Raw genomic sequence first — 22,715 nt, forward strand, 5'->3', positions numbered from 1 at the left:
CCGGTGATCGCCGCACGCCTGCTCGCCCTCGGGGCCGCGCTGCTGATGGCCGGCTGCGCCTCGCGCTTCGAGGCCTCGCCCGACGGCGGCCTGCCGCGGCTCAACGTCCAGAGCTCGGTCATCGCACCGGGCAACGGCGGCGAGCTCGTCACGCCGGCCGCGCTCGAGCCGGGCGACATCCTGCTGACCTCGGTCGCCACGCTGGGCTCCTTCGGCATCCGCCTGGGCACCTTCTCGCCGGTGAGCCATGCGGTGGTCTACCTGGGCGACGGCCGGATCGCCGAAGCGGTGGGCGACGGCGTGCGTTCGCGCTCCATCGCGGAAGTCGTGGACGAAGAGCAGATGGTGGTCGCCTTCCGCCATCCGGGCATGGACGCCGCCCATGCTGAGCGCCTGCGCGCCTGGGCGCTGGCCCAGGTCGGCACCGACTACAACACCGTCGGCGTGATGCTCAACGCCCCCTTCGTGCTGAACCGCCGGATCTGCGAGCTGCCGCTGATCCCGGGCCCGGCGCGCGAGTTCTGCCTGCGCGGCTTCGCGATGGTGCAGCTCGGCGGCAGCCGCAACGACCAGTTCTTCTGCTCGCAGTTCGTGCTCGAGGCCTACAACCAGGCCGGCCTGCCCGTGACCACGGCCGACCCGCGCTGGGTCAGCCCGGCCGACCTGCTGCACATGCGCGAGGGCGACGTGCCCTCGATTCCCTCCACCCAACCTTTGCGCTACGTGGGCCACCTCAAATACAACCCGCCGCCGGTGATCACCGCCGACGGCGCCACCTCCCGTTGAACTTCTTCGACGCCATCATCATCGGCGCTGGCGCCGCGGGGCTCTTCTGCGCCGCGCAGGCCGGCCAGCGCGGCCGCCGCGTGCTGCTCATCGACCACAGCGAGCGCATCGCCGAGAAGATCCGCATCTCCGGCGGCGGCCGTTGCAACTTCACCAACCGCGACCTCGACCCGCGCGCGCCGCAGAAGCATTTCGTGGGCGAGAACCCCAACTTCTGCCGCTCGGCGCTGTCGCGCTACACGCCGCAGCAGTTCGTCGCGCTGATCGAACGCCATGGCATCGCGTACCACGAGAAGCACAAGGGCCAGCTGTTCTGCGACGGGCCCTCGCAGCAGATCATCGACATGCTGCTGGCCGAGTGCGCTGCGGGCGGCGTCACGCGCTGGCAGCCCTGCGCGGTGCGCGGCGTGACCCACACGCCCGACGACGGCGGGCGCTACCGGCTCGAGACCGACCGCGGCCCGGCCGAGGCGCCGCGGCTGGTCATCGCGACCGGCGGGCTGTCGATCCCGCAGCTGGGCGCGAGCGACTTCGGCTACCGGATCGCGCGCCAGTTCGGCCTGCGCGTGGTCGAGCCACGGCCGGCGCTGGTGCCGCTCACCTTCGCCGGCGAAGGCTGGGCACCATATGCCTCGCTGGCCGGACTGGCGCTGCCGGTGCAGATCGAGACCGGCGCGAAGAAGGAACGCATGGTCTTCCTCGAGGACCTGCTGTTCACCCACCGCGGCCTGTCGGGCCCGGCGGTGCTGCAGATCTCCAGCTACTGGCGCGAAGGCGCGCCGCTGCGCATCGACTTCGCGCCCGGCACCGACATTGCCGCCGCGCTGGGCGAGGCCAAGGCGCGCTCGCGCAAGCGCATCGCCAACGAGCTCGCCACGCTGGTGCCCTCGCGCCTGGCCGACGCCTGGGTCGGCGACGATCCCGCGCTGCAGCGCCCGGTCAACGAGGCGGCCGACCGCTCGCTGGCCCAGCTGGCCGAACGCATCGCGCGCTGGCAGATCACGCCCAACGGCACCGAGGGTTACAAGAAGGCCGAAGTCACGGCCGGCGGCGTCGACACGCGCGCGCTGTCGTCCCAGACCCTGGAGTCGAAGCAACCCGGTCTGCACTTCATCGGCGAGACCGTCGACGTCACCGGCTGGCTGGGCGGTTACAACTTCCAGTGGGCCTGGGCCAGCGCCAACGCCTGCGCCGAGGCGCTCTGAGCGGCACGAAGTGCGCCGAGCCTGGGCAGTGCTATAATTTCCGGCTAACTTTGGCCCTCCCTCAACGGCCGCAAAAACCTTCAGTTGAGGAACCCCGGCCTGGGGCCTCGATCTCCCCCGGCCAACTTCAGTTCAACGAATCATTCATGACCACCATTCGCGTTAAAGAAAACGAGCCCTTCGACGTTGCCCTGCGTCGCTTCAAGCGCACCATCGAAAAGCTCGGCCTGCTGACCGACCTGCGCGCTCGCGAGTTCTACGAGAAGCCGACGGCCGAGCGCAAGCGCAAGAAGGCTGCTGCGGTCAAGCGCCACTACAAGCGCGTGCGCAGCATGCAGCTCCCCAAGAAGCTGTACTAAGCAGCGCTGGCTGGCCACGCCAGCAGCACGAGCCGCGCCGGGGAGACCTGCCGCGGCTTTTTGTTTTGCCGAACGACGACAACGTCCACGAAAAGAAGGAAGAACGCCATGAGCCTCAAGGAACAGATCACCGAAGACATGAAGACCGCGATGCGGGCCAAGGACGCCGAACGCCTGGCCACCATCCGTCTGCTGCTGGCCGCCCTCAAGCAGAAGGAAGTCGACGAGCGCGTGGAACTCGACGACGCCATGGTCGTGGCCATCGTCGACAAGATGGTCAAGCAGCGCAAGGACTCCATCGCCGCCTTCACCACCGGCGGCCGCACCGACCTGGCCGACAAGGAAGCCGCCGAGATCAAGGTGCTCGAGGTCTACCTGCCGCAGCGCATGAGCGCCGAGGAAGTCACCGTCGCCGTGAAGGCCATCGTCGAACAGCTGGGTGCCAAGGGCCCGGGCGACATGGGCAAGGTGATGGGCGCCGTGAAGACCCAGCTCGCCGGCAAGGCCGACATGGGCCAGGTCAGCGCCGCGGTCAAGGCCGCACTGGCCGGCGCCTGAACATGCCCAGCCGCCGCGCCCCGATTCCCAAGGCCTGCGCCTGCCTGGTCGACGCACGGGGCCGGCTGCTGGTGTTCCGCCATCCCGAGGACGGCAACATGCAGCTGCCCAAGGGCACGATCGAGCCCGGCGAATCGCCCGAGGCTGCGGTGCGGCGCGAGCTGCTCGAGGAATCGGGCATCGCCCACACCGGCGCGCTGGAATCGCTGGGCACGCTGGCGCGCCGCTGCGAAGCCGGCGTCGAGGGCAACACCCACCGCCACGCGCAGCTCTGGCACCTGTTCCTGATGCGTGCCGAGCAGCCGCTGCCCGAGACCTTCGAGCACACGGCCAGCGGCAGCCCCGAGGAAGACGGCCTGGTGTTCGCCTTCCGCTGGCTTGCGGCCGAGGACACGCTCGAGCGCTTCGCCCTGCCCTACCGCCAGACCATCGAGCGCGCGCGCGCCGCGCTGCTGCAACCGGCCGCCTGAAACCCATCAGGCCATGGCGCGCACCGCCATGTAGAGCCCCAGCAGCGCCAGCCCGATCAGGAAGCAGCGCTTGAACAGCGCCACCGACAGGCGCTTGCGCAGCCAGGTGCCCAGCACCATGCCGACGATGGCCGGCACCAGCATCGCGAAGGAGCCGCCCAGCGCGGCCACCGGCAGCCCGCCATTGCCCGCCAGCCCGATGGCCAGCACCACGGTCGAGGTGGTGAAGGAAATGCCCATCGCCTGGATCAGCGAATCGCGCTCGAAGCCCAGCGCCTGCAGATAGGGCACGGCCGGCACCGCGAACACCCCCGTCAACGAGGTCACCACGCCCGTGGCCACGCCCACCAGCGGCCCCAGCCAGCGCGCCCGCGCCGGGCTCACATGCAGCTGCCGCCCGGTGAGTCCCCAGAGCGCATAGACCATCAGCGCCACGCCCAGCGCCAGCGAGGCCCAGGCGCCGGCCGGCACGCCGAAGTACAGCGAGCCGCCCAGGGTGCCCACCACCACGCCCGCCTGCATGCCGGCGATGCGGCGCCACACCGCCCTGAAGCTTTCGCGCGGCCCGGTCTGCCAGAGGTTGGTGAGCAGCGAGGGCACCACCAGCAGCGCGGCCGCGCGTGCCGGCACCATCCACAGCGCGAGCAGCGCCATCGAGACGGTCGGCAGCCCGAGGCCCACCACGCCCTTGATCGCGCCGGCCAGCATGAAGACGGCGGCGGTGGCGGCCCAGTGGCTCAGGGCCAGTTCGTTTGGATTCGTCATGGCCTGCAGTCTGCCGGCCGGCGCGGCGGTTGAAAATGCGGCTCTTGCGCACCCGGCCTCAGGCACAGACTGAGGCCCTCCCGGAGTTCCCATGCGATTCGACCTGACCGACCTGCAGCTCTTCCTCCACGTGGTCGAGGCCGGCAGCCTGACGGCCGGCGCCGAGCGCTCGCACATGACGCTGGCCTCGGCCAGCCAGCGCGTGCGCGGCATGGAAGCGGTGCTGGGCACGCCGCTGCTCACGCGCCATGCGCAGGGCGTGCGCCCCACCGAGGCCGGCCGCACGCTGCTGCACCATGCACGTGTCGTGCTGCAGCAGATGGCCCGGCTGCGCGGCGAACTGGGCGAGTACGGCCAGGGCCTCAAGGGCCATGTGCGGCTCATGTGCGGTACCTCGGCGCTCAGCGAGCACCTGCCCGAGGTGCTGAGCCGCTTCCTCGCACAGCACCCGCGCATCTCGGTGGACCTCGAGGAACGGCCCAGCCCCGAGGCCGTCGACGGGCTGCGCGCGGGGCTGTGCGACATCGGCATCGTCTCGGACGCGATCGACACCGAGGGCCTCGAATGCCACCCCTTCCGCCGCGACGACCTGGTGCTGGTGATGCCGCCCGGCCACGCGCTGGCCCGGCGCAAACGCGTGCAGCTGGCCGAGGTGGTCGACAGCGAATTCGTGGGCCTGCCCGCCGACAGCGCGCTCACGCAGTTGGTCACGCTGCATGCGCGCGCGCTCGGCAAGCACCTGGCCTACCGGGTGCGCGCGGGCCACTTCGAGGCGGTGTGCCGCATGGTGGCCTACGGCATCGGCGTGGGCATCGTGCCGCAGGCCGCGGCCGAGCGCTGCGCGCGCACGATGAAGATCGCCCATGCCGCGCTGGCCGAGCCCTGGGCCGAGCGCACGTTGATGGCCTGCGTGCGCTCGTCGCAGGACCTGCCGCTCAACGCGCGGCGCATGCTCGAGCACCTGATCGCGCCGCCGCCGGCCGCTACGCCCTGACGACCGGCCGCCCCTGGCGCGCACGCGCCGCCACGAAGGCGTCGAAGGCCTCGGCGCTGGTCTTGCGCGGCACATAGCCGAAGCGCTGCTTGAGCGCGCTGTTGCGCAGCACCGGCCGGTAGCGCAGGAAGTCGAGCTGCTCGGGCCCGTAGCGGCTCACCCCGAGCGCCGAGCCCACGGCCAGCGCGGCCTGGAGCAGGCCCGCCGGCCAACCGATCGCACGCTTGCCCAGCCGGGCCGCGATCTCGTGGATCGTGAGCGCGCCGTCGCCCGCGAGGTTGTAGCAACCGGGCGGCGCCCCTCGCAGTGCATGCGTGATGGCGCCGGTCACGTCCTCGTCCCAGACGAAGACGAAGGGGCTGGCGCTGCCGCGGATCGCGATCAGCCGCTTCTTCTCGAACAGCGCGGTGATCTGGTTGTCGACCCGCTCGCCCAGGATGGTGCCGATGCGCAGCACCGTCTGCGCCAGCGCCGGATGCTGCACGCGGGCCTCGGCCAGCAGTTCCTCGACCTGGCGCTTGTGGTCGGCATAGGCGAACACCGGGTTGCCGCGCAGCGGCTGCGACTCGTCGATCCAGTCCGGGTTGTCGGCGTGGTAGCCGTAGGCCGCACCGCTCGACGACACCACCAGGTGCCGCACGCCCTGCGCCACGCAGGCCGCGAGCACGTTGCGCGTGCCGCCCACGTCCACCGAATGCTCGAAGGCCCGGTCCGAGCCCTGGCCCGGCGTGACGATGGAGGCCAGATGCACGACCGTGTCGATGGCGTGCGCGGCCAGCGTGTCGGCGATGCCCAGGTCGCGCACGTCCTGCTGCAGGTAGCGCACGCCCGGCCGCCGGCGCTCGGCCGGCACCTCGCGCACGTCGAGCGCGACCAGGCATTCGAGCGAAGCCCCGGCGAGCGCGGCCAGCACGCCGCGGCCCAGGAAACCGTCGCCGCCCGTCACGAGCACGCGCCGTGCGATCCAGCCTTGTGCGTCGCTCATGGCTGCACCGGCTTGCGCCCCCACCAGCTCGCGAGCGCCAGGCCCGCGATGATGTCCCAGAAGCCCCAGACGCCGGCCACCACCGCCATGCCGCCCAGGCCGCCGAAGAAGCTGAAGATCAGCACCAGCCCGAGCCCCGCGTTGCGGATGCCGACCTCGATCGCCACCGCGCGCCGGTCGTAGTCGGCCAGCCCCGCGAGCCGCGCGCAGAGGTAGCCGGTGCCGAAGGCCAGCGCGTCGTGGATCACCACCGCCAGCAGCACCAGCCCCACGTAGTCGAGAAAGTAGCGCCAGTTGCCCGCGATCGCGCCCACGATGAAGGCGATCAGCGCCAGGAAGCTCAGGAGGCGCGCCGGCTTCTTGATGCGCGCGGTGAGCGCGGGAAAGCGGTGCGCGCAGGCCACGCCCAGCACGAAGGGGATGCCGATGATCATCACGATGTGGCCCAGCATGTCCAGGGGGTCGAGCGCGATGGTCTTGAGCAGTGCCGAGGCCGTGGGATGCAGGCCGCCCCAGAACGCGAAGTTGAGCGGCATCAGCACGATCGACAGCGCGTTCGAGATCGCGGTCATCGACACCGACAGCGCCACGTTGCCGCCCGCGCGGTGCGTGAGGATCTGCGAGATGTTGCCCGGCGGGCAGCAGGCCACGAGGATCATGCCCAGCGCGATGCTGGGTCCGGGCTGCAGCAGCAGCGTGAGCGCGAAGGTCACGGCCGGCAGCACGACGAACTGCGCGCCGATGCCCACGGCCATCGCGCCGGGCATGCGCGCCACGCGTTTGAAGTCCTCGATGCGGGTGTCCAGCGCGATGCCGAACATCAGGAAGCCCAGCACCGCGTTGAGCAGCAGCAGCGAGGCGGGATTGAAGTTCAGGCGGATCTCGTCGACGGGCAGCATGGCGTCCTCACTCCGGCAGGGCGAGCATCGCCGAGGCCTCGCGCACGGCCGCGCGGTACGTGTCCTTGTGGACGTAATAGGCCATGCGCTCGAGCTGCAGGTACTTGAAGCCGCCCGACAGGTCGGGTGGCGGCCCCTGCACCGCCGCGCGCAGGGTGCAGGCCTTGGGCGAGTCCGCGGCCCGCGCGCGGAACCAGCGCGCCACCAGCTCGGCCTGCTCGTAGCGCCCCTGCCAGCCGATCCCGCTGGCCTCGATCATGCCGAGCACCGCGATGTTCTCGAAGCGCGGCGAGAAGATGTTGAGGTACAGCCGGGGCGCCATGCCCTGCCACTCGAGCAGCTCGCGCTTGATGAAGGGATAGTGCAGCGCATAGCCGGTGGCCGCGAGGATCAGGTCGTAGTCGCGTGCGCTGCCGTCCTTGAAGTGCACCGTGCGGCCAGCCAGCCGTGCGATGTCGGCGCGCACGCCGATGTCGCCGTGGCCCACGTGGTGCAGCACCAGCGAGTTCACCACCGGGTGCGACTCGTACATCCGGTAGTCGGGCTTGGGAAAGCCGAAGCGCACCGGGTCGCCGGTGAACCACTTGAGCACGGTCGCGTCGACCCGCTGCTTGAGCCAGGCCGGCAGCGGCCGCTTGCCGCCCAGCGTGTCGGCCGGCCTGCCGAACACGTACTTGGGCACGAAGTAGTAGCCGCGCCGCACCGACAGGTCGACGCTCCGGGCGTAGTGCACCGCATCGACCGCGATGTCGCAGCCCGAATTGCCGGCGCCCACGATCAGCACGCGCTTGCCCTTGAACAGCTCGGGGTGCTTGTAGTCGCTGGTGTGCAGCAATTCGCCGTCGAAGCGGCCCTCGAACTTCGGCCGCTTGGGCTCGGCCAGCGTGCCGTTGGCGATCACCACGCCCTTGTACTCTGCGGTCTCGACCCGGCCGTCGCCCGCATCCACGCTCACGCGCCAGCGGGTGTCGGGCGCCTCGCTCACGGGTTCGACGTTGAGCACGCGCGTGTTGAAGCGGAAATGCTCGCGCAGTTCGAAGCGGTCGGCGAAGTCGCTGAAGTAGCGCCGCAGTTCGCGGTGGCTCGGGTAGTCGGCCACGCCGTCGGCCATCGGGAACTCGGCGAACTCGGTGGTGCGCTTGCTCGAGATCAGGTGGGCCGAGTGGTAGACCGTGGAGCGCGGGTTGTCGATGTCCCAGAGGCCGCCCACGTCGCTGTGGGCTTCGAAGCCCTGGAAGGGCACGCCGTGTTTCTGGAGGTTGCGTGCGCCGGCCAGGCCCGAGGGGCCGGCGCCGATCAGCGCGATCTGTTCATGGGTCGGTTCGGTGGCGGACATCAGGGCGGTGGTTCCTTCGAGAGACCCGGAATGGCGGTGGCGCCGGCCTCGCCCACGCGGGGCTTGCGCGGCTGGGCCCGCAGCAGGCGGTCGTGCAGGGTGTCGGGCAGCAGGCCCAGCGCGCGTGACAGCCAGCCGATGCGGCGCGGCAGCACGATCTGCTCGCGGCCCGCGCGCACGCCGGCCAGCAATTGCCGCGCGGCCGTGTCGGCCTCGAGCAGTCCCGGCATCGCGAAGCGGTTGCCGGCCGTGAGCGCGGTGCGGATGTAGCCGGGGCTGACGGTGTGCACCGAGACGCCCGTGCCGCGCAGTTCGGCGCGCAGGCTCTCGAGGTAGCGGATCAGGCCGGCCTTGCTCGCGCAATAGGCGCCGTTGCCCGGCATGCCGCGCCAGCCCGCGATGCTGGCCACCCCGACCAACGCGCCGCGCCGCTGCGCGCGCATCGCGGACAGGAAGGGCTGGAAGGTGGTGGCCGCGCCCAGCAGGTTGATCTCCAGCATGCGGCGCAGCACCGCCAGGTCGTCGGCCTCTGCCGTGTCGTAGCCGCCCGCGACCCCCGCATTGGCGATCACCAGGTCGGGCACGCCGTGGCGCCCCATCCAGTCGGCGGCCATGGCCTGCATGGGCTCGCCCTGCGACACGTCGGGTGTGTAGGTCGCGCAGCGCGCGGGCGCCAGCGCGGCCAGTGCGACGAGCCGGCCGCGATCGAGACCGACCAACGCCACCTGGGCGCCGCTGGCGATCAGTTCACGCGCCAGGGCCTGGCCCAGGCCTCCGCAGGCTCCCGTGAGAACAACGTTGCGAAACGGCGGCGGTGGCGAAGTCACAGGCGGGCGGCGCGGGCGCCGAGTGGCGAAGACCGAATCACTTTAGCCGCGGCGATGCAGTGCAACCCCTGGCATTTCCCCTTGCTGGCGCGTCCCGTCGAAACGAGCGGATCGCGCGGCGCCCGCATCGGACCACGGATGCACGCGCGCGCAAACAACGCGAGCGTGTTTGCTTATGCGGTGGGGCGCGTGCCGGCGCGCCCGGCCCGGCTCAGGAGCCGGCGACCTTCATGCGGTTGATCAGCAGCGAGCCCGTGGTCTTGGCACCGTAGTTGTAAGTGTCGGCGCCCACGGCCTGGATGCCCATCAGCATGTCCTTGAGGTTGCCGGCGATGGTGATCTCCTGCACCGGGAACGCGATGCGGCCCTTCTCGACCCAGAAGCCGCTGGCGCCGCGCGAGTAGTCGCCGGTCACGTAGTTCACGCCCTGGCCCATGAGTTCGATCACGAACAGGCCGGTGCCCAGCTTGCGCAGCATCTCGTCGAGGTCGTCGCCGGCCTTGGTCAGGCGCGAGCTCAGCACCAGGTTGTGCGAGCCGCCGGCGTTGCCGGTGGTCTTCATGCCCAGCTTGCGTGCCGAATAGGTGCTGAGGAAATAGCCCTCGAGCCGGCCGGCGTCGACCACCTTGCGCGCCCGCGTGGTCACGCCTTCGTCGTCGAAGGGCGCGCTGCCCTTGCCGCGCGGCAGGTGCGGGTCTTCGGTCACATCGATGTGATCGGGCAGCACCGGCTTGCCCAGCGAGTCGAGCAGGAAAGTGCTCTTGCGGTAGAGCGCGCCGCCGCTGGTGGCCTGCACCAGGCCGCCCAGCAGGCCGGCCGCGAGCGGCGACTCGAACAGCACCGGGCACTCGGTGGTCTTGATCTTGCGCGACTTCAGGCGCGACAGCGCGCGTTCGGCCGCATAGCGGCCCACGGCCTGCGGGCTGGCCAGTTCGTCGGCCGAGCGCATCGAGCTGTACCAGGCGTCGCGCTGCATGTCGTTGCCCTTGCCGGCGATCGGGGCGACCGAGATCGAGTGGCGCGAGCTGGCATAGCCGCCCCGGAAACCGTGGGTGTGGGCGCTGAAGAAGTGGCTCTGCTGGGCCGAGACGCCCGCGCCCTCGCTGTTGGTGATGCGCTTGTCGGTCGACAGGGCGGCGGCCTCGCACTCGAGCGCCAGCTTCGCGGCGCCCTCGCTGTCGATGTCCCAGGGGTGGAACAGGTCGAGGTCGGGCTGCTCGCGCACGATGTCGGCCTCGTCGGGCAGGCCGGCGACCGGGTCTTCGGCGGTGAAGCGCGCGATGTCGTAGGCCGCCTGCACGGTCTGCTCGATGGCGGCGCCGGAAAAGTCGGAGGTGCTGGCGTTGCCGCGGCGGTTGCCGACGTAGACGGTGATGCCCAGGGATTTGTCGCGGTTGCGCTCGACGTTCTCGAGCTCGCCCTTGCGCACCGAGACGCTCAGGCCGCAGCCTTCGGAGGCCTCGGCCCCGGCGTTGGTGGCGCCGAGCTTCTTGGCATGGGCCAAGGCCGAGTCGACCAGGTCTTCGAAGAAGGAGCGGCTGTAGGCAAAGCCGGACGCGGGGCGCGTGGAGGATGTCGTCATGTGTTGGCTATGATACTTGTCGCCCCCAGTTTTCTTATCGCGCGGTCCTTTGCGGCCCAGGATTCACGCATGTCCCGCAAACCCAAAAAAGGCTATTTCGTCCGTGGAGAGTTCGTTGCAGAAGGCAGCGAGCTCGATCTTCAGCTCAAACGCGAGCTCAAGGGCACCGACGACGCCAGCAAGACCGACCTCAAGCGTGAAAGCGCCGAGCTGCAGAAGCTCGGCGAAGACCTGCTCGACCTGCGCGCCGGCCTGTTCGACAAGCTCCCGATCGGCGAAAAGCTGCGCGACGCCGTCATCGAGGCCCGCCGCATCACCAATTTCGAAGGCAAGCGCCGCCAGATGCAGTTCATCGGCAAGCTGATGCGCCTGCAGGACCCGGGCGTGCTCGACGCGGTGCGCACCGCGCTCGACGAGCAGCACCGCGGCCCGGCTGAGGACATCGCGGTGCTGCACGAGGCCGAGCGCTGGCGCGACCAGCTGATCGCCGACGACGATTCCTTGGGCGGCTGGATCGAGACCCACCCCGACACCGACAGCCAGCAGCTGCGCGCCCTGGTGCGCCAGGCCCGCAAGGACCTCAAGGCCGGCAAGCCCGGCGAGGCCCCGCGCCAGGGCAAGGCCTACCGCGAGATCTTCCAGCTGGTGCGCGCCCAGCTCTCCGTCCACGGCGGCGACGACCGCGCCACCGAAGCCGGCGAGGAATCGCAGGCGCGCGACGCATGACCGACAGCACGGCCCTGGCGCCGGTGCGCATCGGCATCGTCTCGGTGAGCGACCGCGCCTCGGGCGGCGTGTACGAGGACAAGGGCCTGCCCGCGCTGAAAGACTGGCTGAGCCGCGCGCTGCGCAACCCGATCGACTTCGAAGCCCGGCTGATCCCCGACGAGCAGGCCGGCATCAGCGCCACGCTGATCGAGCTGGTCGACGCCGGCTGTTCGCTGGTGCTGACCACCGGCGGCACCGGCCCCGCGCTGCGCGACGTCACGCCCGAGGCCACGCTGGCCGTGGCGCACAAGGAGATGCCCGGCTTCGGCGAGCAGATGCGCCAGATCAGCCTGCGCTTCGTGCCGACCGCGATCCTCTCGCGCCAGGTGGCGGTGGTGCGCGAGCGCAGCCTGATCCTCAACCTGCCCGGCCAGCCCAAGGCCATCGCCGAGACGCTCGAGGGCCTGAAGAACGCCGACGGCTCGCAGGCCGTGCCCGGCATCTTCGCGGCCGTGCCCTACTGCATCGACCTGATCGGCGGTCCGTACCTGGAAACCGACGACACGGTGTGCAAGGCCTTCCGGCCCAAATCGGCGATCCGGCCCACGCGCGCGGCCTGAACTGTCTCCAAGGCGCCTGCAAAGGTGTCTTCTCCCCGTACAAATCCCGACGCTGCAGTGCAGCAGCGTGGGGCATAGTCGTCGACTGCCTGCATACCGGGGAAAGCCCGTCCTGCAGTCTTTCAATCACAGGAGACACCGCATGAAGTTGACCCGTCTGGCCGCCGGCCTGGTTCTGGGAATGGGCATGGCCTGCGCCGCATTCGCGCAGACCACGATGAAGATCAGCATCTCGACGGCACAGAACTCGCACCAGGGCGTGGCGATCGACACCTTTGCCAAGGAAGTCGCGGCCCGCACCAACGGCCGCTACAAGGTCGAGACCTTCTACAACGGCGCGCTCGGCGGCGAGCGCGAGTCGATCGAGGCGGTGCAGCTGGGCACGCAGGAACTGGCCTTCTCGTCGACCGGCCCGGTGCCCAACTTCGTGCCCGAGACCAAGATCCTCGACGTGCCCTTCCTGTTCCGCGACAAGGCGCATGCGCGCGCGGTGCTCGACGGCCCGATCGGCCAGGACCTGCTCGGCAAGTTCGACGCCAAGGGCTTCAAGGCGCTGGCCTGGGCCGAGAACGGCTTCCGCCACATGACCAACAGCAAGCGCGACGTGAAGGCGCCCGAGGACCTCAAGGGCCTGAAGATGCGCACCATGGAGAACCCGGTGCACATCGCGGCCTACAAGGGCCTGGGCATCATCACCACGCCGATGGCCTTCCCCGAGGTCTTCACCGCGCTCCAGCAGGGCACGGTCGACGGCCAGGAGAACCCGCTGCCGGTGATCATGTCGGCCAAGTTCTCGCAGGTGCAGAAGCACCTGACGCTGACCGGCCATGTCTACTCGCCCTGCATCTTCGTGATGAACAAGGCCGCCTTCGACAAGCTCGGCGCCGCCGACAAGACCGCCTTCCTCGAAGCCGCCAAGGTGGCGGTCAAGGCCAACCGCGACCGCGTCGACCAGGACGACGCCAACGGCGTGAAGGAACTCCGCGCCCAGGGCATGACCGTGATCGACAACATCGACAAGGCCAAGTTCGTGGCGATGCTGGCGCCGGTCAATGCCGACTTCGAGAAGCAGTTCGGCAAGGCCAACCTCGACAAGATCCGCGACGTCAAGTAAGGCTCGGGCCGCCGTCCCTTCGCGGGACGGTTCGGGGCCCGCCGCGCAACCGGCGGGCTTTTTTGTTTTCTCGAACGGCTTTGAGATGAAAGAAAAATTCCTTGGATTGGAGCGCTGGACGACGACGGCGTCGATGGTGCTCGCCTGCCTGATGCTGGTGGTCGCCTCGGCCCTGGGCGTGTTCCAGATCGTCACGCGCTTCGTGCTCGAACAACCCGCCGAATGGAGCGAGATCCTGATCCGGGTGAGCCTGATCTGGATGGTCTTCCTCGGCATCCCCATGGCCTTCCGCCAGGGCGCGATGGTCAGCGTGGACGTGCTCTACCGCTGGAGCCCGCCGCGCTTTCGGCGCGTGCTCGACGCGGTCGTGAGCCTCGCGGCCCTGACGTTGATGCTGGTGATCCTCTGGTACGGCTGGGACTACGCGATGCGCGGCCGGGTGCAGTCCATGGCCGGGCTCGAGAGCCTGTCGATGGTCTGGGCCTACCTCGCGCTGCCGGTGGGCGCCGTCTTCTCCCTGTTCGGCATCGCCGGCAATTTCCTCGACCCGAAGCGGCTCGAGCTGGAGACTGCGCAATGACGCCGGTGATGGTCGCAACGATGGTGCTGTGTTTCGCACTGTCGGTCTCGGTGGCGGTGTCCATCGGCCTGGCCTCGGTGCTGGGCATCCAGGTGACGGGCGCCAACATGCTGATCTCCGCCAAGGAGATCTTCAACTCGATCAACAAGTTTCCGCTGGCGGCGATCCCCTTCTTCATCCTCGCGGGCAACCTGATGGAGACCGGCGGCATCTCGCGCCGGCTGGTGGAGTTCGCCAAGAGCATCGTGGGCGGCGTGCAGGGCGGCCTGCCGATGACCTGCGTGCTGACCTGCATGATCTTCGCGGCGGTCTCGGGCTCGTCGGTGGCGACCACCTTCGCGATCGGCGCCATCCTGATCCCCGCACTGATCAAGCACGGCTACCCGACCTCCTACGCCGCGGCGCTGCAGGCCACCAGCGCGGAGCTGGGCGTGATCATCCCGCCCTCGATCCCGATGATCCTGTACGGCGTGAGCGCCGAAGTCTCGATCGGCGAACTGTTCATCGCGGGCTTCGGCCCGGGCATCCTGATCAGCCTCGCGCTCATGCTCTTCGTCTGGATCTACTGCAAGTGGAAGGGCTGGGGCAAGAACGACGGCGAGGGCCGCATGGCCTTCGGGCCCGCGCTGTGGCAGGCCGGCTGGGCGCTGCTGATGCCGGTCATCATTTTGGGCGGCATCTACGGCGGCGTGTTCACGCCGACCGAAGCCTCGGCCGTGGCCGTGCTCTATGCGCTGATCGTGGGCATGGTGATCTACCGCGAGATCAAGATCACCGACCTGTACGTGATCCTGCGCAAGTCGGTGCTGTCGTCGGCGGTGATCATGTTCATCATCGCCAACGCCGGCCTGTTCGCCTTCCTGATCACGCGCGCCGGCGTGCCCGACGCCATCGGCCACTGGCTGCAGGAGGTGCTCCAGTCGCCGGCGATGTTCCTGCTGGGCGTGAACGCGGCGCTGTTCATCATCGGCATGTTCATCGAGACCAGCGCGGCCATCATCGTGCTGGCACCGATCCTGGCGCCGGTGGCGGTGCACTTCGGCATCGACCCGGTGCACTTCGGGCTGATCATGGTCGTCAACCTGGCGCTGGGCATGATCACGCCGCCCTTCGGCGTGAACCTGTTCGCGGCCTGCACGGTGGCGCGCATCTCGCTGGACCGCATCGTGAAGCACCTGATCCCCTTCGTGCTCGTGATCCTGGCCTGCCTGATGGTGATCACCTACGTGCCCTGGGTCTCGCTGGCCCTGCGCGACCTGGTCTACGCCAGGTAGTCGCGGCGCAGGTACACGCTCGGCGGCACGCCGAGCGTGCGCCGGAACATCGCGGTGAAGGCGCTCGGGCTCTCGTAGCCGTGGGCCAGCGCCACCGCCAGGATGGACGCCCCGCCCGCCAGCTTCGGCAGGCTCAGCAGCAGCCGCGCCTGCCGGCACCAGGCACCGAAGTTCATGCCGGTCTCGCGCTGGAACAGCCGGGCCAGCGTGCGCGGGTTCATGTGCAGGCGCAGCGCCCAGTCGTCGAGCGTGGCCGGCAGCGCGGGGTCGCGCACCAGTTCCTCGCACAGCGCGGCCAGGCGCGCATGGCGCGGCATGGGCACGTGCAGCGACAAGGCGGGCGCGGCCTCGATCTCGTCGAGCATCAACTCCATCACCCGCTCGTCGCGCCCGCCCGGCGCATAGTCCAGCGGCAGCGCGGCGGCCGTGACGATCAATGCGCGCAGCAGTTCGCCGACCTCGATCACGCGGCAGCGGCGGCCCAGGTCCGCGCGCATGCCGGGCTCGACGAAGACCGTGCGCATGCGCACCTCGCCCGCCATCCGGATCTGGTGTTCCATGCCGCCCGGCACCCACACGCCGCGCCCGGTCGGCACCACCCAGCTGCCGGCCGCGGCGCTCACCAGCATCACGCCCGAGATGGCGTGGATCAGCTGTCCGCGCCGGTGCGTGTGCGGCGGGATGAAGGCGTCGCCCTCGGGGTCGGTGGCCAGCACCGCGACGGCGCGCGGGGTCGACTCGCCTTCTTCGGGGCGCAGGTTGAGCGGCGGGATCGGTTTGTCCATTTCGCGACGATTCTTGCCGATTCGTAGCGAGATCATCTTTCCATCGCTTCCTACGATGCCTTTTTCCCTCTGGCACACATGAAAGAAGCGATCGAATGAACAAGCGCCGACTCGGGCTGCTCACCGGCACCCATGCCGTCAATGACCTCTACCAGGGCCTCGTGCCCGCGCTGCTGCCCTTCATGGTGCTGGAGCGCGGCTACAGCTACACGGCCGTGAGCGGCCTGATGCTCGCGGCCACCGGCCTGTCGAGCGTGGTGCAGCCGCTGTTCGGTCTCTATGCCGACCGCCACCCGCGCAGCTGGCTGGTGCCGGTCGGCTTCCTGGTGGCGGCGCTGGGCGTGGTGCTGGCGGGCTTGAGCCAGAGCTACCTGCTGACCTGGATCGCCATGGTGCTGTGCGGACTGGGCATTGCGGCCTACCATCCGCCGGCCACCGTGGCCGCGCGCGCGGCCGGCGGCGCTTCGCAGAAGGCGATGAGCGTGTTCTCGGTGGGCGGCACCATCGGCGCTTCCTTCGCGCCGGTGCTCGCCGCCACCGTGATCGGCGGCGGGGGCCTGTCGCGCAGCTACCTGCTCGGGCTGCCCGCGCTGGCGATGGGCATCGTGTGGATGGTCGCCAACGCCGGCCGCGGTGCCGCGTCCGCGGCCAAGGCGGCGGCCGCGCGCCAGGCCGGCAGCCATCTGCTGAAGCCGAACAACGACTGGCGCGCCTTCAGCCTGCTGGTGGCCACCATCGTGGGCTGGTCGATCCCCTATGTCACGGTGCTGTCGATGCTGTCGCTGCGCATCACGCGCGACCTGCACGGCACCAGCTTCCAGGGCGCGGCCGCCCTGACCGGCTTCACGGCCGCGGGCGCGGTGGGCGTGCTGCTGGGCGGCTGGCTCGGCGACCGCATCGACCGCATCGGCCGCATGGGCACCATCCGCACCGGCTACCTGCTGGCGCTGCCCTCGCTTGCCGGCCTGGTGCTGGCACCGACGGCCGGCTGGGCCCTGGCCTGCACCGCGCTGCTGGGCATGAGCATGTTCCTGCCCTTCGCGGCGCAGGTCACGCTGGCGCAGGACTACCTGCCGCGCAACCCGGCCACGGCCAGCGGCATCACGCTGGGGCTGGCGCTGTCGGTGGGCGGGCTGGTGTCGCCGCTGTTCGGCCTGCTGTCGGATGCGCGTGGCCTCGGCGTCACGCTGACCGCGGTGCTGTGCGTGCTCTGCGTCGCGACCGTGCTGGCCCTGCGCATGCGCAACCGGACGCCGCAGCCGGTCGCGCCCGAAGCCGCCGCGGCCTGAGGCGACGGGGCCGCGGGACATTCACGAGGATGTCACCGCGGCGGGCGATGCTGCGCTCCCTGCTCTCCCGAGGCCGTGGCTGCCATGTTTCCCACCAAGACCGACAAGGCGCGCGACGAACTGCATGGCGGGCGGCGCACCCTGAGCCAGCGCGAGCGCGCGCTGCTGCTGATGGCCGACGGCCGGCGCACGCTGAGCGACTTCAGCCCGCTGTTCAGCAACCGCGACGAGGCCGCGCAGGCGATCGAGGCGCTGGTGCAGAGGGGCTACCTGCAGGCGCCGGAGGCGCCACCCGTGGCGGTGCAGCTGCCGCCGGCCAGCGCGGCCGACACCTTCGACGGCAAGCGATCGCTGGCCACCACGCGCATGTTCCTGTTCGACATCTGCGAACGCATGTTCGTGCGCCGCGACCCGGCGCTCGCGCAGCAGATCCGCGACGCGCTGCGCGAGGCCCGCGACCGCGAATCCATGCTGGCGATCGCCGCGCTGATGCTGGCCGAGGTCGAGAAGAGCGCCGGGCCGGAGCGCGCCGCGTCGCTGCGCGAGCGCATCGACCGCTTGCTGCCGCTCACCGACATCGTTCACTGACACGCCGCCCTGCCCCCGGCGATCCACTACACTCGCGGGGTCAGGAGAGAGCCCCGCGCGACGGGGCCGCCGAAGGCGCAGGGGGTTTCCCCGAACGCTCAGGCAAAAGGACTGACGAGGCGCCGGTGACCACCGGCGTTTCCTTGCTGGAGAGAGGCCGCCGTACCGGAAACGATGCAGCGGCCCACCGAAGGAGCAAACCCCGATCGTGGGGCGAATCTCTCAGGTAAAGCGGACAGCAGGGGTGGCCCGTGGCGTTGCAGCCATGGATTTCGACTGCCCCTTTAGAGTGCCCCGTGGCTGCTTCCTCCGACATCCAGCTTCTCAAGACACCCCTGTACGACCTGCACGTCGAACTCGGCGCCCGCATGGTGCCCTTCGCCGGCTATTCGATGCCGGTGCAGTACCCGGCCGGCCTGATGGCCGAACACAAACACACGCGCACCGCCGCCGGCCTGTTCGACATCTCGCACATGGGCCAGCTGCGCCTGGTCGGCCCCGACGCCGCGGCCGCCTTCGAGACTTTGATGCCGGTCGACGTGATCGACCTGGCGCCCGGCAAGCAGCGCTACGGCCTGCTGCTCGACGACGCGGGCGGCATCCTCGACGACCTGATGTTCTTCAACGAAGGCCACGATTCGCTCTTCGTGATCGTCAACGGCGCCTGCAAGGTGGCCGACATCGCCCACATCCGGCAGCGGATCGGCGCGCGCTGCGCGGTGCAGCCCCTGCCCGACCACGCGCTGCTCGCGTTGCAGGGCCCGCAGGCCGCGGCCACGCTGGCGCGGCTGTCGCCGGGCATCGAGCGCTTCGTGTTCATGACCGGCGGCGCGGTGCGGATCGGCGGCATCGCGGCCTTCGTCACGCGCAGCGGCTACACCGGCGAAGACGGCTTCGAGATCTCGGTGGCCGCGAAAGACGCCGACGCCCTGGCCCGGCTGCTGCTGGCCCAGCCCGAGGTCCAGCCCATCGGCCTGGGCGCGCGCAACTCGCTGCGGCTCGAGGCCGGCCTGTGCCTCTACGGCAACGACATCGACACCACGACCACCCCGGTCGAGGCCTCGCTCCACTGGGCGATCCAGAAGGTGCGCCGCGCGGGCGGTGCGCGCGCGGGCGGCTTCCCGGGTGCCGACCGGATCCTGGCCCAGCTCGCCGCCGCCACGACCGGCGCGGCCGGCCACACCGACCACCACACCCTGACGCGCAAGCGCGTGGGCCTGGTCGCGCTGGAACGCATCCCGGTGCGCGACGGCACGCTGCTGCAGTCTTTCGAAGGCCACGACATCGGCAGCGTCACCAGCGGCCTGCTCGGCCCCTCGGCCGACCGCTGCATCGCCATGGGCTACGTGGCCACGGCCTTCGCCGAGCCCGGCACGCGCATCCAGGCCATCGTGCGCGGCAAGCCGGTGCCGATGGAAGTCTCGACCCTGCCTTTCGTTCCGACCCGTTACTACCGCGGCTGAAGCCCGCGGAGCCGGCTAGGCTCTGCACCCCTGAACATTTTTTCCACGAGGAGTCTTTTCACCATGAGCATCAAGTACACCAAGGACCACGAATGGGTCGCGGCCGAGGGCGATGCCGCCACCGTCGGCATCACCGTGCACGCGCAGGACGCGCTGGGCGACGTGGTCTTCGTCGACCTGCCCGAAGTCGGCAAGACCTTCGCGCAGGGCGAGGTCGCCGGCGTCGTCGAGTCGGTCAAGGCCGCGGCCGACGTGTTCATGCCCGTGTCGGGCGAGATCACCGAAGTCAACGAAGCGCTGCGCGCCGACCCCTCGCTGGCCAACAGCGACCCGCTGGCCAGCGGCTGGTTCTTCAAGGTCAAGCTCAGCGAGCCGGCGCAGCTCGATGCGCTGCTGGAAGCGGCCGACTACGACAAGTTCGCCGCGGAATCCTGATGCGCCGCTGAAAGCGGACATCCGGACGCAGAGGACGCAAAGATTGCGCAGAGGACGCAGAAAAATCTGAACAGAAATTTGGTATTTCTTTTTGCGCCCTCTGCGAAACCTCCGCGTCCTCTGCGTCCTGTACCCGTACCCGTACCCGTCCCCTCCCGTCTTCCTCCCACCGCCATGCCCTCCACCGCCTTCCCCACCCTGCGCGAACTCGATACCGCCGACGAGTTCATCGCCCGCCACATCGGCATCGAGCCCGCGGACGAGGCGCGCATGCTGCCGGTCATCGGCTCGGCCACGCGGCAGGAGCTGATCGACGGCATCGTGCCCGCGGCCATCCGCCGCTCGAAGCCGATGCGGCTGCCGCCCGCGGCGAGCGAGGCCGATGCGCTGGCGGAGCTGCGGAAGATGGCGGCGAAGAACCAGGTGGCGCGCAACTTCATCGGCCAGGGCTACTACGGCACGCACACGCCCGGCGTGATCCTGCGCAACATCCTCGAGAACCCGGCCTGGTACACGGCCTACACGCCCTACCAGGCCGAGATCTCGCAGGGCCGCATGGAGGCGCTGGTCAACTTCCAGACCCTGGTCTGCGACCTGACCGGCATGGCGATCGCCAACGCCTCGATGCTCGACGAGGCCACCGCGGCGGCCGAAGCGATGACGCTGGCCAAACGCAGCGTCAAGAGCAAGAGCAACGTCTTCCTGGTGGCGGGTGACTGCCATCCACAGACCATCGAGGTGCTGCGCACGCGCGCCGCGCCGCTGGGCATCGAGATCAAGGTCAGCACCGCCTCGGAAACCCTGCCGCACCTGATGGCGAGCTGCGACTTCTTCGGCGTGCTCGCGCAGTATCCGGCCACCACCGGCCAGGTCCACGACCTGCGCCCGCTGGCCGGCCATGCGCACGCCTGCGGCGCGGCGCTGTGCGTCGCGGCCGACCTGCTGGCGCTCACGCTGCTCACGCCCCCCGGCGAATGGGACGCCGACATCGTCTGCGGCACCACCCAGCGCTTCGGCATGCCGATGTGCAACGGCGGCCCGCACGCGGCCTACCTGGCCTGCCGCGACGCCTTCAAGCGCTCGCTGCCGGGCCGGCTGGTGGGCGTGAGCGTCGACGTGCACGGCGCGCCCGCCTATCGGCTCGCGCTGCAGACGCGCGAGCAGCACATCCGGCGCGAGAAGGCCACCTCGAACATCTGCACCGCGCAGGTGCTGCCGGCGGTGGTCGCGAGCATGTACGCGGTCTACCACGGCCCGGCAGGCCTCCTGCGCATCGCGCAGCGCGTGGCCGCGCTCACCGCCGTGCTGGCCGCGGGCCTGGAGCAGATGGGCTTCGAGCTGGCCCACGCCACGGCCTTCGACTCGCTCACGGTGAAGAGCGGCGACGGCACCGCGGCGATCCTCGAACGCGCCCGCCACGCAGGCTTGAACCTGCGCCACCGGCTGCAGCAGCACCTGGGCATCTCGCTCGACGAGACCCACACGCGCGCCGACGTCGAGACGCTCTGGGCGCTGTTCGCGCGGCCCGGCACGCCGATGCCCCGCTTCGACACGCTGGCCGAGACCGCCGAGGTGCGCATTCCGGCGGACCTGCGCCGCACCAGCGCCTTCCTTACGCATCCGGTGTTCAACACCCACAAGAGCGAGACCGCGATGCTGCGCTACATCCGCAGCCTCTCGGACAAGGACCTCGCGCTCGACCGCAGCATGATCCCGCTGGGCAGCTGCACCATGAAGCTCAACGCGACCAGCGAGATGATCCCGATCACCTGGCCCGAGTTCGCCAATATCCATCCCTTCGCGCCGGCCGAGCAGCTGCAGGGCTATGCCGAGCTCGACGAACAGCTGCGCGCCTGGCTCTGCGAGGCCACGGGCTACGCGGGCATCAGCCTGCAGCCCAACGCCGGTTCGCAGGGCGAGTACGCGGGCCTGCTGGCGATCAAGGCCTTCCACGCCTCCAGGGGCCAGGGCGGCCGCAACATCTGCCTGATCCCCTCGTCGGCGCACGGCACCAACCCGGCCAGCGCGCAGATGGTGGGCATGCAGGTGGTGGTGACCGCCTGCGACGCGCAGGGCAACGTCGACCTCGACGACCTCAAGCGCGCCTGCGAGAAGCACAGCGAACACCTGGCGGCGGTGATGATCACCTACCCCAGCACCCACGGCGTGTTCGAGACCCGCGTGAAGGAACTCTGCGCGCTGGTGCATTCGCACGGCGGGCGGGTCTATGTCGACGGCGCCAACATGAACGCGCTGGTGGGCGTGGCCGCGCCGGGCGAGTTCGGCGGCGACGTGAGCCACCTGAACCTGCACAAGACCTTCTGCATCCCGCACGGCGGCGGCGGGCCGGGCGTGGGCCCGGTGTGCGTGGTCGAGGATTTGGTGCCCTTCCTGCCTGGCCATGCGACCGCGGGCATCGGCTCCGAGGGACCGGGCGCCGTGTCGGCCGCGCCGCTGGGCAATGCCGCGGTGCTGCCGATCAGCTGGATGTACTGCCGCATGATGGGCGCCGAGGGCCTGCAGGCCGCGACCGAGACCGCGATCCTCTCGGCCAACTACATCAGCGCGCGCCTGAAGGACCACTACCCCACGCTCTACGCCAGCCCCAACGGCCATGTGGCGCACGAGTGCATCCTCGACCTGCGTCCGCTCAAGGAAAGCAGCGGCGTGACCGCCGAAGACGTGGCCAAGCGCCTGATCGACTACGGCTTCCACGCGCCCACGCTGAGCTTCCCGGTGCCGGGCACGCTGATGGTCGAGCCGACCGAAAGCGAGCCGCTGGCCGAGCTCGACCGCTTCGTCGACGCGATGATCGCGATCCGCGGCGAGATCCGGCGCATCGAGGAAGGCGTCTGGCCGCAGGACGACAACCCGCTCAAGCACGCGCCGCACACGGCCGCCAGCCTGCTGAGCACCGAGTGGGCGCACCCCTACTCGCGCGAACTCGGCGCCTACCCGCTGGCCGCGCTGCGCCAGGCCAAGTACTGGTCGCCGATCGGCCGGGTCGACAACGTCTACGGCGACCGCAACCTGTTCTGCAGCTGCCTGCCCGTGGGCGACTACGCGACGAGCTGAGCACCGGCACAATCGATG

23 protein-coding genes and 2 riboswitches are annotated in these 22,715 nt (G+C 70.0%); of the genes, 16 read left to right on the forward strand and 7 right to left on the reverse strand.

Going from position 1 to position 22,715, the window contains the following annotated elements:
* The first annotated feature begins 3 nt into the window (after nucleotides 1-3).
* The 5 genes from QTI20_RS10910 (at nucleotide 4) to QTI20_RS10930 (ending at nucleotide 3,378) form a co-directional block, all read left to right on the forward strand.
* Nucleotides 4-786: a YaeF family permuted papain-like enzyme gene (locus QTI20_RS10910; RefSeq protein ID WP_286547950.1), complete on the forward strand. Its 783-nt coding sequence runs from the start codon at nucleotides 4-6 to the stop codon at nucleotides 784-786.
* Nucleotides 783-1,991, forward strand: a complete 1,209-nt coding sequence (locus tag QTI20_RS10915) for a BaiN/RdsA family NAD(P)/FAD-dependent oxidoreductase (protein WP_286547949.1) — start codon at nucleotides 783-785, stop codon at nucleotides 1,989-1,991. The genes QTI20_RS10910 and QTI20_RS10915 overlap by 4 nt, the downstream gene beginning before the upstream one ends.
* Before the next feature lie 146 nt (nucleotides 1,992-2,137).
* Nucleotides 2,138-2,350, forward strand: coding sequence for a 30S ribosomal protein S21 (gene rpsU / locus QTI20_RS10920; protein WP_007833691.1), 213 nt, complete (start codon nucleotides 2,138-2,140; stop codon nucleotides 2,348-2,350).
* Between the two features lie 108 nt (nucleotides 2,351-2,458).
* Entirely contained in the window at nucleotides 2,459-2,908 is a 450-nt protein-coding gene (locus tag QTI20_RS10925) for a GatB/YqeY domain-containing protein (RefSeq protein WP_286547948.1), read from the forward strand.
* 2 nt (nucleotides 2,909-2,910) lie between these two features.
* Nucleotides 2,911-3,378, forward strand: a complete 468-nt coding sequence (locus QTI20_RS10930; protein ID WP_219217941.1) for an NUDIX domain-containing protein — start codon at nucleotides 2,911-2,913, stop codon at nucleotides 3,376-3,378.
* A 6-nt stretch (nucleotides 3,379-3,384) separates the two neighbouring features.
* On the opposite strand, the gene QTI20_RS10935 is transcribed toward QTI20_RS10930, so the two are convergent.
* Nucleotides 3,385-4,143, reverse strand: a complete 759-nt coding sequence (locus QTI20_RS10935) for a sulfite exporter TauE/SafE family protein (RefSeq protein ID WP_286547945.1) — start codon at nucleotides 4,141-4,143, stop codon at nucleotides 3,385-3,387.
* A gap of 91 nt (nucleotides 4,144-4,234) precedes the next feature.
* Here QTI20_RS10935 and QTI20_RS10940 point away from each other — a divergent pair, with 91 nt between their 5' ends.
* Nucleotides 4,235-5,137 carry a LysR family transcriptional regulator gene (locus QTI20_RS10940; RefSeq protein WP_286547944.1) on the forward strand — a complete coding sequence of 301 codons (903 nt, stop codon included), beginning with the start codon at nucleotides 4,235-4,237 and terminating at the stop codon, nucleotides 5,135-5,137.
* Here QTI20_RS10940 and QTI20_RS10945 read toward each other — a convergent pair.
* The 5 genes from QTI20_RS10945 to pmbA all read right to left on the reverse strand — a co-directional run bounded on the left by QTI20_RS10945 (nucleotide 5,127) and on the right by pmbA (nucleotide 10,766).
* The gene (locus QTI20_RS10945; RefSeq protein WP_286547942.1) at nucleotides 5,127-6,122 is read right to left on the reverse strand and encodes an SDR family oxidoreductase; all 996 of its coding nucleotides are present in this window, start codon (nucleotides 6,120-6,122) and stop codon (nucleotides 5,127-5,129) included. The genes QTI20_RS10940 and QTI20_RS10945 overlap by 11 nt on opposite strands.
* Complete coding sequence (locus QTI20_RS10950; RefSeq protein WP_286547941.1) at nucleotides 6,119-7,021, reverse strand: bile acid:sodium symporter family protein; 903 nt, start codon at nucleotides 7,019-7,021, stop codon at nucleotides 6,119-6,121. Before QTI20_RS10950 ends, QTI20_RS10945 begins: the two co-directional genes overlap by 4 nt.
* Nucleotides 7,022-7,028: 7 nt before the next feature.
* Nucleotides 7,029-8,357, reverse strand: coding sequence for a flavin-containing monooxygenase (locus tag QTI20_RS10955; RefSeq protein ID WP_286547940.1), 1,329 nt, complete (start codon nucleotides 8,355-8,357; stop codon nucleotides 7,029-7,031).
* A complete protein-coding gene (locus QTI20_RS10960; protein ID WP_286547938.1) occupies nucleotides 8,357-9,184 on the reverse strand; it encodes an SDR family oxidoreductase in 828 nt (275 codons plus the stop codon). Before QTI20_RS10960 ends, QTI20_RS10955 begins: the two co-directional genes overlap by 1 nt.
* Nucleotides 9,185-9,395: 211 nt before the next feature.
* The gene (gene pmbA, locus QTI20_RS10965) at nucleotides 9,396-10,766 is read right to left on the reverse strand and encodes a metalloprotease PmbA (protein ID WP_286547937.1); all 1,371 of its coding nucleotides are present in this window, start codon (nucleotides 10,764-10,766) and stop codon (nucleotides 9,396-9,398) included.
* Nucleotides 10,767-10,835: 69 nt separating this feature from the next.
* Here pmbA and yjgA point away from each other — a divergent pair, with 69 nt between their 5' ends.
* From yjgA to QTI20_RS10990, 5 genes are all read left to right on the forward strand, one after another.
* Nucleotides 10,836-11,492, forward strand: coding sequence for a ribosome biogenesis factor YjgA (gene yjgA, locus QTI20_RS10970; RefSeq protein WP_286547935.1), 657 nt, complete (start codon nucleotides 10,836-10,838; stop codon nucleotides 11,490-11,492).
* Nucleotides 11,489-12,094: a molybdopterin adenylyltransferase gene (mog, locus tag QTI20_RS10975; protein ID WP_286547934.1), complete on the forward strand. Its 606-nt coding sequence runs from the start codon at nucleotides 11,489-11,491 to the stop codon at nucleotides 12,092-12,094. The genes yjgA and mog overlap by 4 nt, the downstream gene beginning before the upstream one ends.
* A 142-nt stretch (nucleotides 12,095-12,236) precedes the next feature.
* Entirely contained in the window at nucleotides 12,237-13,208 is a 972-nt protein-coding gene (locus QTI20_RS10980) for a TRAP transporter substrate-binding protein (protein WP_286547932.1), read from the forward strand.
* A gap of 85 nt (nucleotides 13,209-13,293) precedes the next feature.
* Nucleotides 13,294-13,788: a TRAP transporter small permease gene (locus QTI20_RS10985; RefSeq protein ID WP_286547931.1), complete on the forward strand. Its 495-nt coding sequence runs from the start codon at nucleotides 13,294-13,296 to the stop codon at nucleotides 13,786-13,788.
* Nucleotides 13,785-15,062, forward strand: coding sequence for a TRAP transporter large permease (locus QTI20_RS10990; protein ID WP_286547929.1), 1,278 nt, complete (start codon nucleotides 13,785-13,787; stop codon nucleotides 15,060-15,062). The genes QTI20_RS10985 and QTI20_RS10990 overlap by 4 nt, the downstream gene beginning before the upstream one ends.
* On the opposite strand, the gene QTI20_RS10995 is transcribed toward QTI20_RS10990, so the two are convergent.
* Nucleotides 15,050-15,847 (reverse strand): AraC family transcriptional regulator, encoded by a 798-nt coding sequence (locus QTI20_RS10995; protein ID WP_286547928.1) that lies wholly within the window; start codon nucleotides 15,845-15,847, stop codon nucleotides 15,050-15,052. The two genes, QTI20_RS10990 and QTI20_RS10995, sit on opposite strands and share 13 nt — an antisense overlap.
* A 95-nt stretch (nucleotides 15,848-15,942) precedes the next feature.
* On the opposite strand from QTI20_RS10995, the gene QTI20_RS11000 reads away from it, so the two are divergent.
* From QTI20_RS11000 to gcvP, 5 genes are all read left to right on the forward strand, one after another.
* Entirely contained in the window at nucleotides 15,943-17,136 is a 1,194-nt protein-coding gene (locus QTI20_RS11000; protein WP_286547925.1) for an MFS transporter, read from the forward strand.
* 84 nt (nucleotides 17,137-17,220) lie between these two features.
* On the forward strand, nucleotides 17,221-17,724 hold the full coding sequence (locus QTI20_RS11005) for a hypothetical protein (RefSeq protein ID WP_286547923.1): 504 nt from the start codon (nucleotides 17,221-17,223) through the stop codon (nucleotides 17,722-17,724).
* Between the two features lie 39 nt (nucleotides 17,725-17,763).
* A riboswitch (glycine riboswitch) is annotated at nucleotides 17,764-17,840 on the forward strand.
* A gap of 20 nt (nucleotides 17,841-17,860) precedes the next feature.
* A riboswitch (glycine riboswitch) is annotated at nucleotides 17,861-17,973 on the forward strand.
* A gap of 47 nt (nucleotides 17,974-18,020) precedes the next feature.
* Nucleotides 18,021-19,187 (forward strand): glycine cleavage system aminomethyltransferase GcvT, encoded by a 1,167-nt coding sequence (gene gcvT, locus QTI20_RS11010; RefSeq protein WP_286547922.1) that lies wholly within the window; start codon nucleotides 18,021-18,023, stop codon nucleotides 19,185-19,187.
* Between the two features lie 63 nt (nucleotides 19,188-19,250).
* The gene (gene gcvH / locus QTI20_RS11015; RefSeq protein ID WP_183026637.1) at nucleotides 19,251-19,622 is read left to right on the forward strand and encodes a glycine cleavage system protein GcvH; all 372 of its coding nucleotides are present in this window, start codon (nucleotides 19,251-19,253) and stop codon (nucleotides 19,620-19,622) included.
* Nucleotides 19,623-19,796: 174 nt separating this feature from the next.
* Nucleotides 19,797-22,697, forward strand: a complete 2,901-nt coding sequence (gene gcvP, locus QTI20_RS11020; protein ID WP_286547918.1) for an aminomethyl-transferring glycine dehydrogenase — start codon at nucleotides 19,797-19,799, stop codon at nucleotides 22,695-22,697.
* Nucleotides 22,698-22,715 lie beyond the last annotated feature (18 nt).

This window comes from Variovorax sp. J2P1-31, from assembly GCF_030317215.1.
Classification (GTDB): Bacteria; Pseudomonadota; Gammaproteobacteria; order Burkholderiales; family Burkholderiaceae_C; genus Variovorax.

Bases quoted from the DNA above. Each gene is read 5' to 3' on its own strand.
- mog (WP_286547934.1), top strand. From the start codon at position 11,489: ATGACCGACAGCACGGCCCTGGCGCCGGTGCGCATCGGCATCGTCTCG.
- QTI20_RS10935 (WP_286547945.1), bottom strand. From the start codon at position 4,143: ATGACGAATCCAAACGAACTGGCCCTGAGCCACTGGGCCGCCACCGCC.
- QTI20_RS10990 (WP_286547929.1), top strand. From the start codon at position 13,785: ATGACGCCGGTGATGGTCGCAACGATGGTGCTGTGTTTCGCACTGTCG.
- QTI20_RS10930 (WP_219217941.1), top strand. From the start codon at position 2,911: ATGCCCAGCCGCCGCGCCCCGATTCCCAAGGCCTGCGCCTGCCTGGTC.
- QTI20_RS11005 (WP_286547923.1), top strand. From the start codon at position 17,221: ATGTTTCCCACCAAGACCGACAAGGCGCGCGACGAACTGCATGGCGGG.
- QTI20_RS10985 (WP_286547931.1), top strand. From the start codon at position 13,294: ATGAAAGAAAAATTCCTTGGATTGGAGCGCTGGACGACGACGGCGTCG.
- rpsU (WP_007833691.1), top strand. From the start codon at position 2,138: ATGACCACCATTCGCGTTAAAGAAAACGAGCCCTTCGACGTTGCCCTG.
- yjgA (WP_286547935.1), top strand. From the start codon at position 10,836: ATGTCCCGCAAACCCAAAAAAGGCTATTTCGTCCGTGGAGAGTTCGTT.
- pmbA (WP_286547937.1), bottom strand. From the start codon at position 10,766: ATGACGACATCCTCCACGCGCCCCGCGTCCGGCTTTGCCTACAGCCGC.
- QTI20_RS11000 (WP_286547925.1), top strand. From the start codon at position 15,943: ATGAACAAGCGCCGACTCGGGCTGCTCACCGGCACCCATGCCGTCAAT.
- QTI20_RS10950 (WP_286547941.1), bottom strand. From the start codon at position 7,021: ATGCTGCCCGTCGACGAGATCCGCCTGAACTTCAATCCCGCCTCGCTG.
- QTI20_RS10940 (WP_286547944.1), top strand. From the start codon at position 4,235: ATGCGATTCGACCTGACCGACCTGCAGCTCTTCCTCCACGTGGTCGAG.
- QTI20_RS10955 (WP_286547940.1), bottom strand. From the start codon at position 8,357: ATGTCCGCCACCGAACCGACCCATGAACAGATCGCGCTGATCGGCGCC.
- gcvP (WP_286547918.1), top strand. From the start codon at position 19,797: ATGCCCTCCACCGCCTTCCCCACCCTGCGCGAACTCGATACCGCCGAC.
- QTI20_RS10980 (WP_286547932.1), top strand. From the start codon at position 12,237: ATGAAGTTGACCCGTCTGGCCGCCGGCCTGGTTCTGGGAATGGGCATG.
- QTI20_RS10995 (WP_286547928.1), bottom strand. From the start codon at position 15,847: ATGGACAAACCGATCCCGCCGCTCAACCTGCGCCCCGAAGAAGGCGAG.
- gcvH (WP_183026637.1), top strand. From the start codon at position 19,251: ATGAGCATCAAGTACACCAAGGACCACGAATGGGTCGCGGCCGAGGGC.
- QTI20_RS10945 (WP_286547942.1), bottom strand. From the start codon at position 6,122: ATGAGCGACGCACAAGGCTGGATCGCACGGCGCGTGCTCGTGACGGGC.
- QTI20_RS10925 (WP_286547948.1), top strand. From the start codon at position 2,459: ATGAGCCTCAAGGAACAGATCACCGAAGACATGAAGACCGCGATGCGG.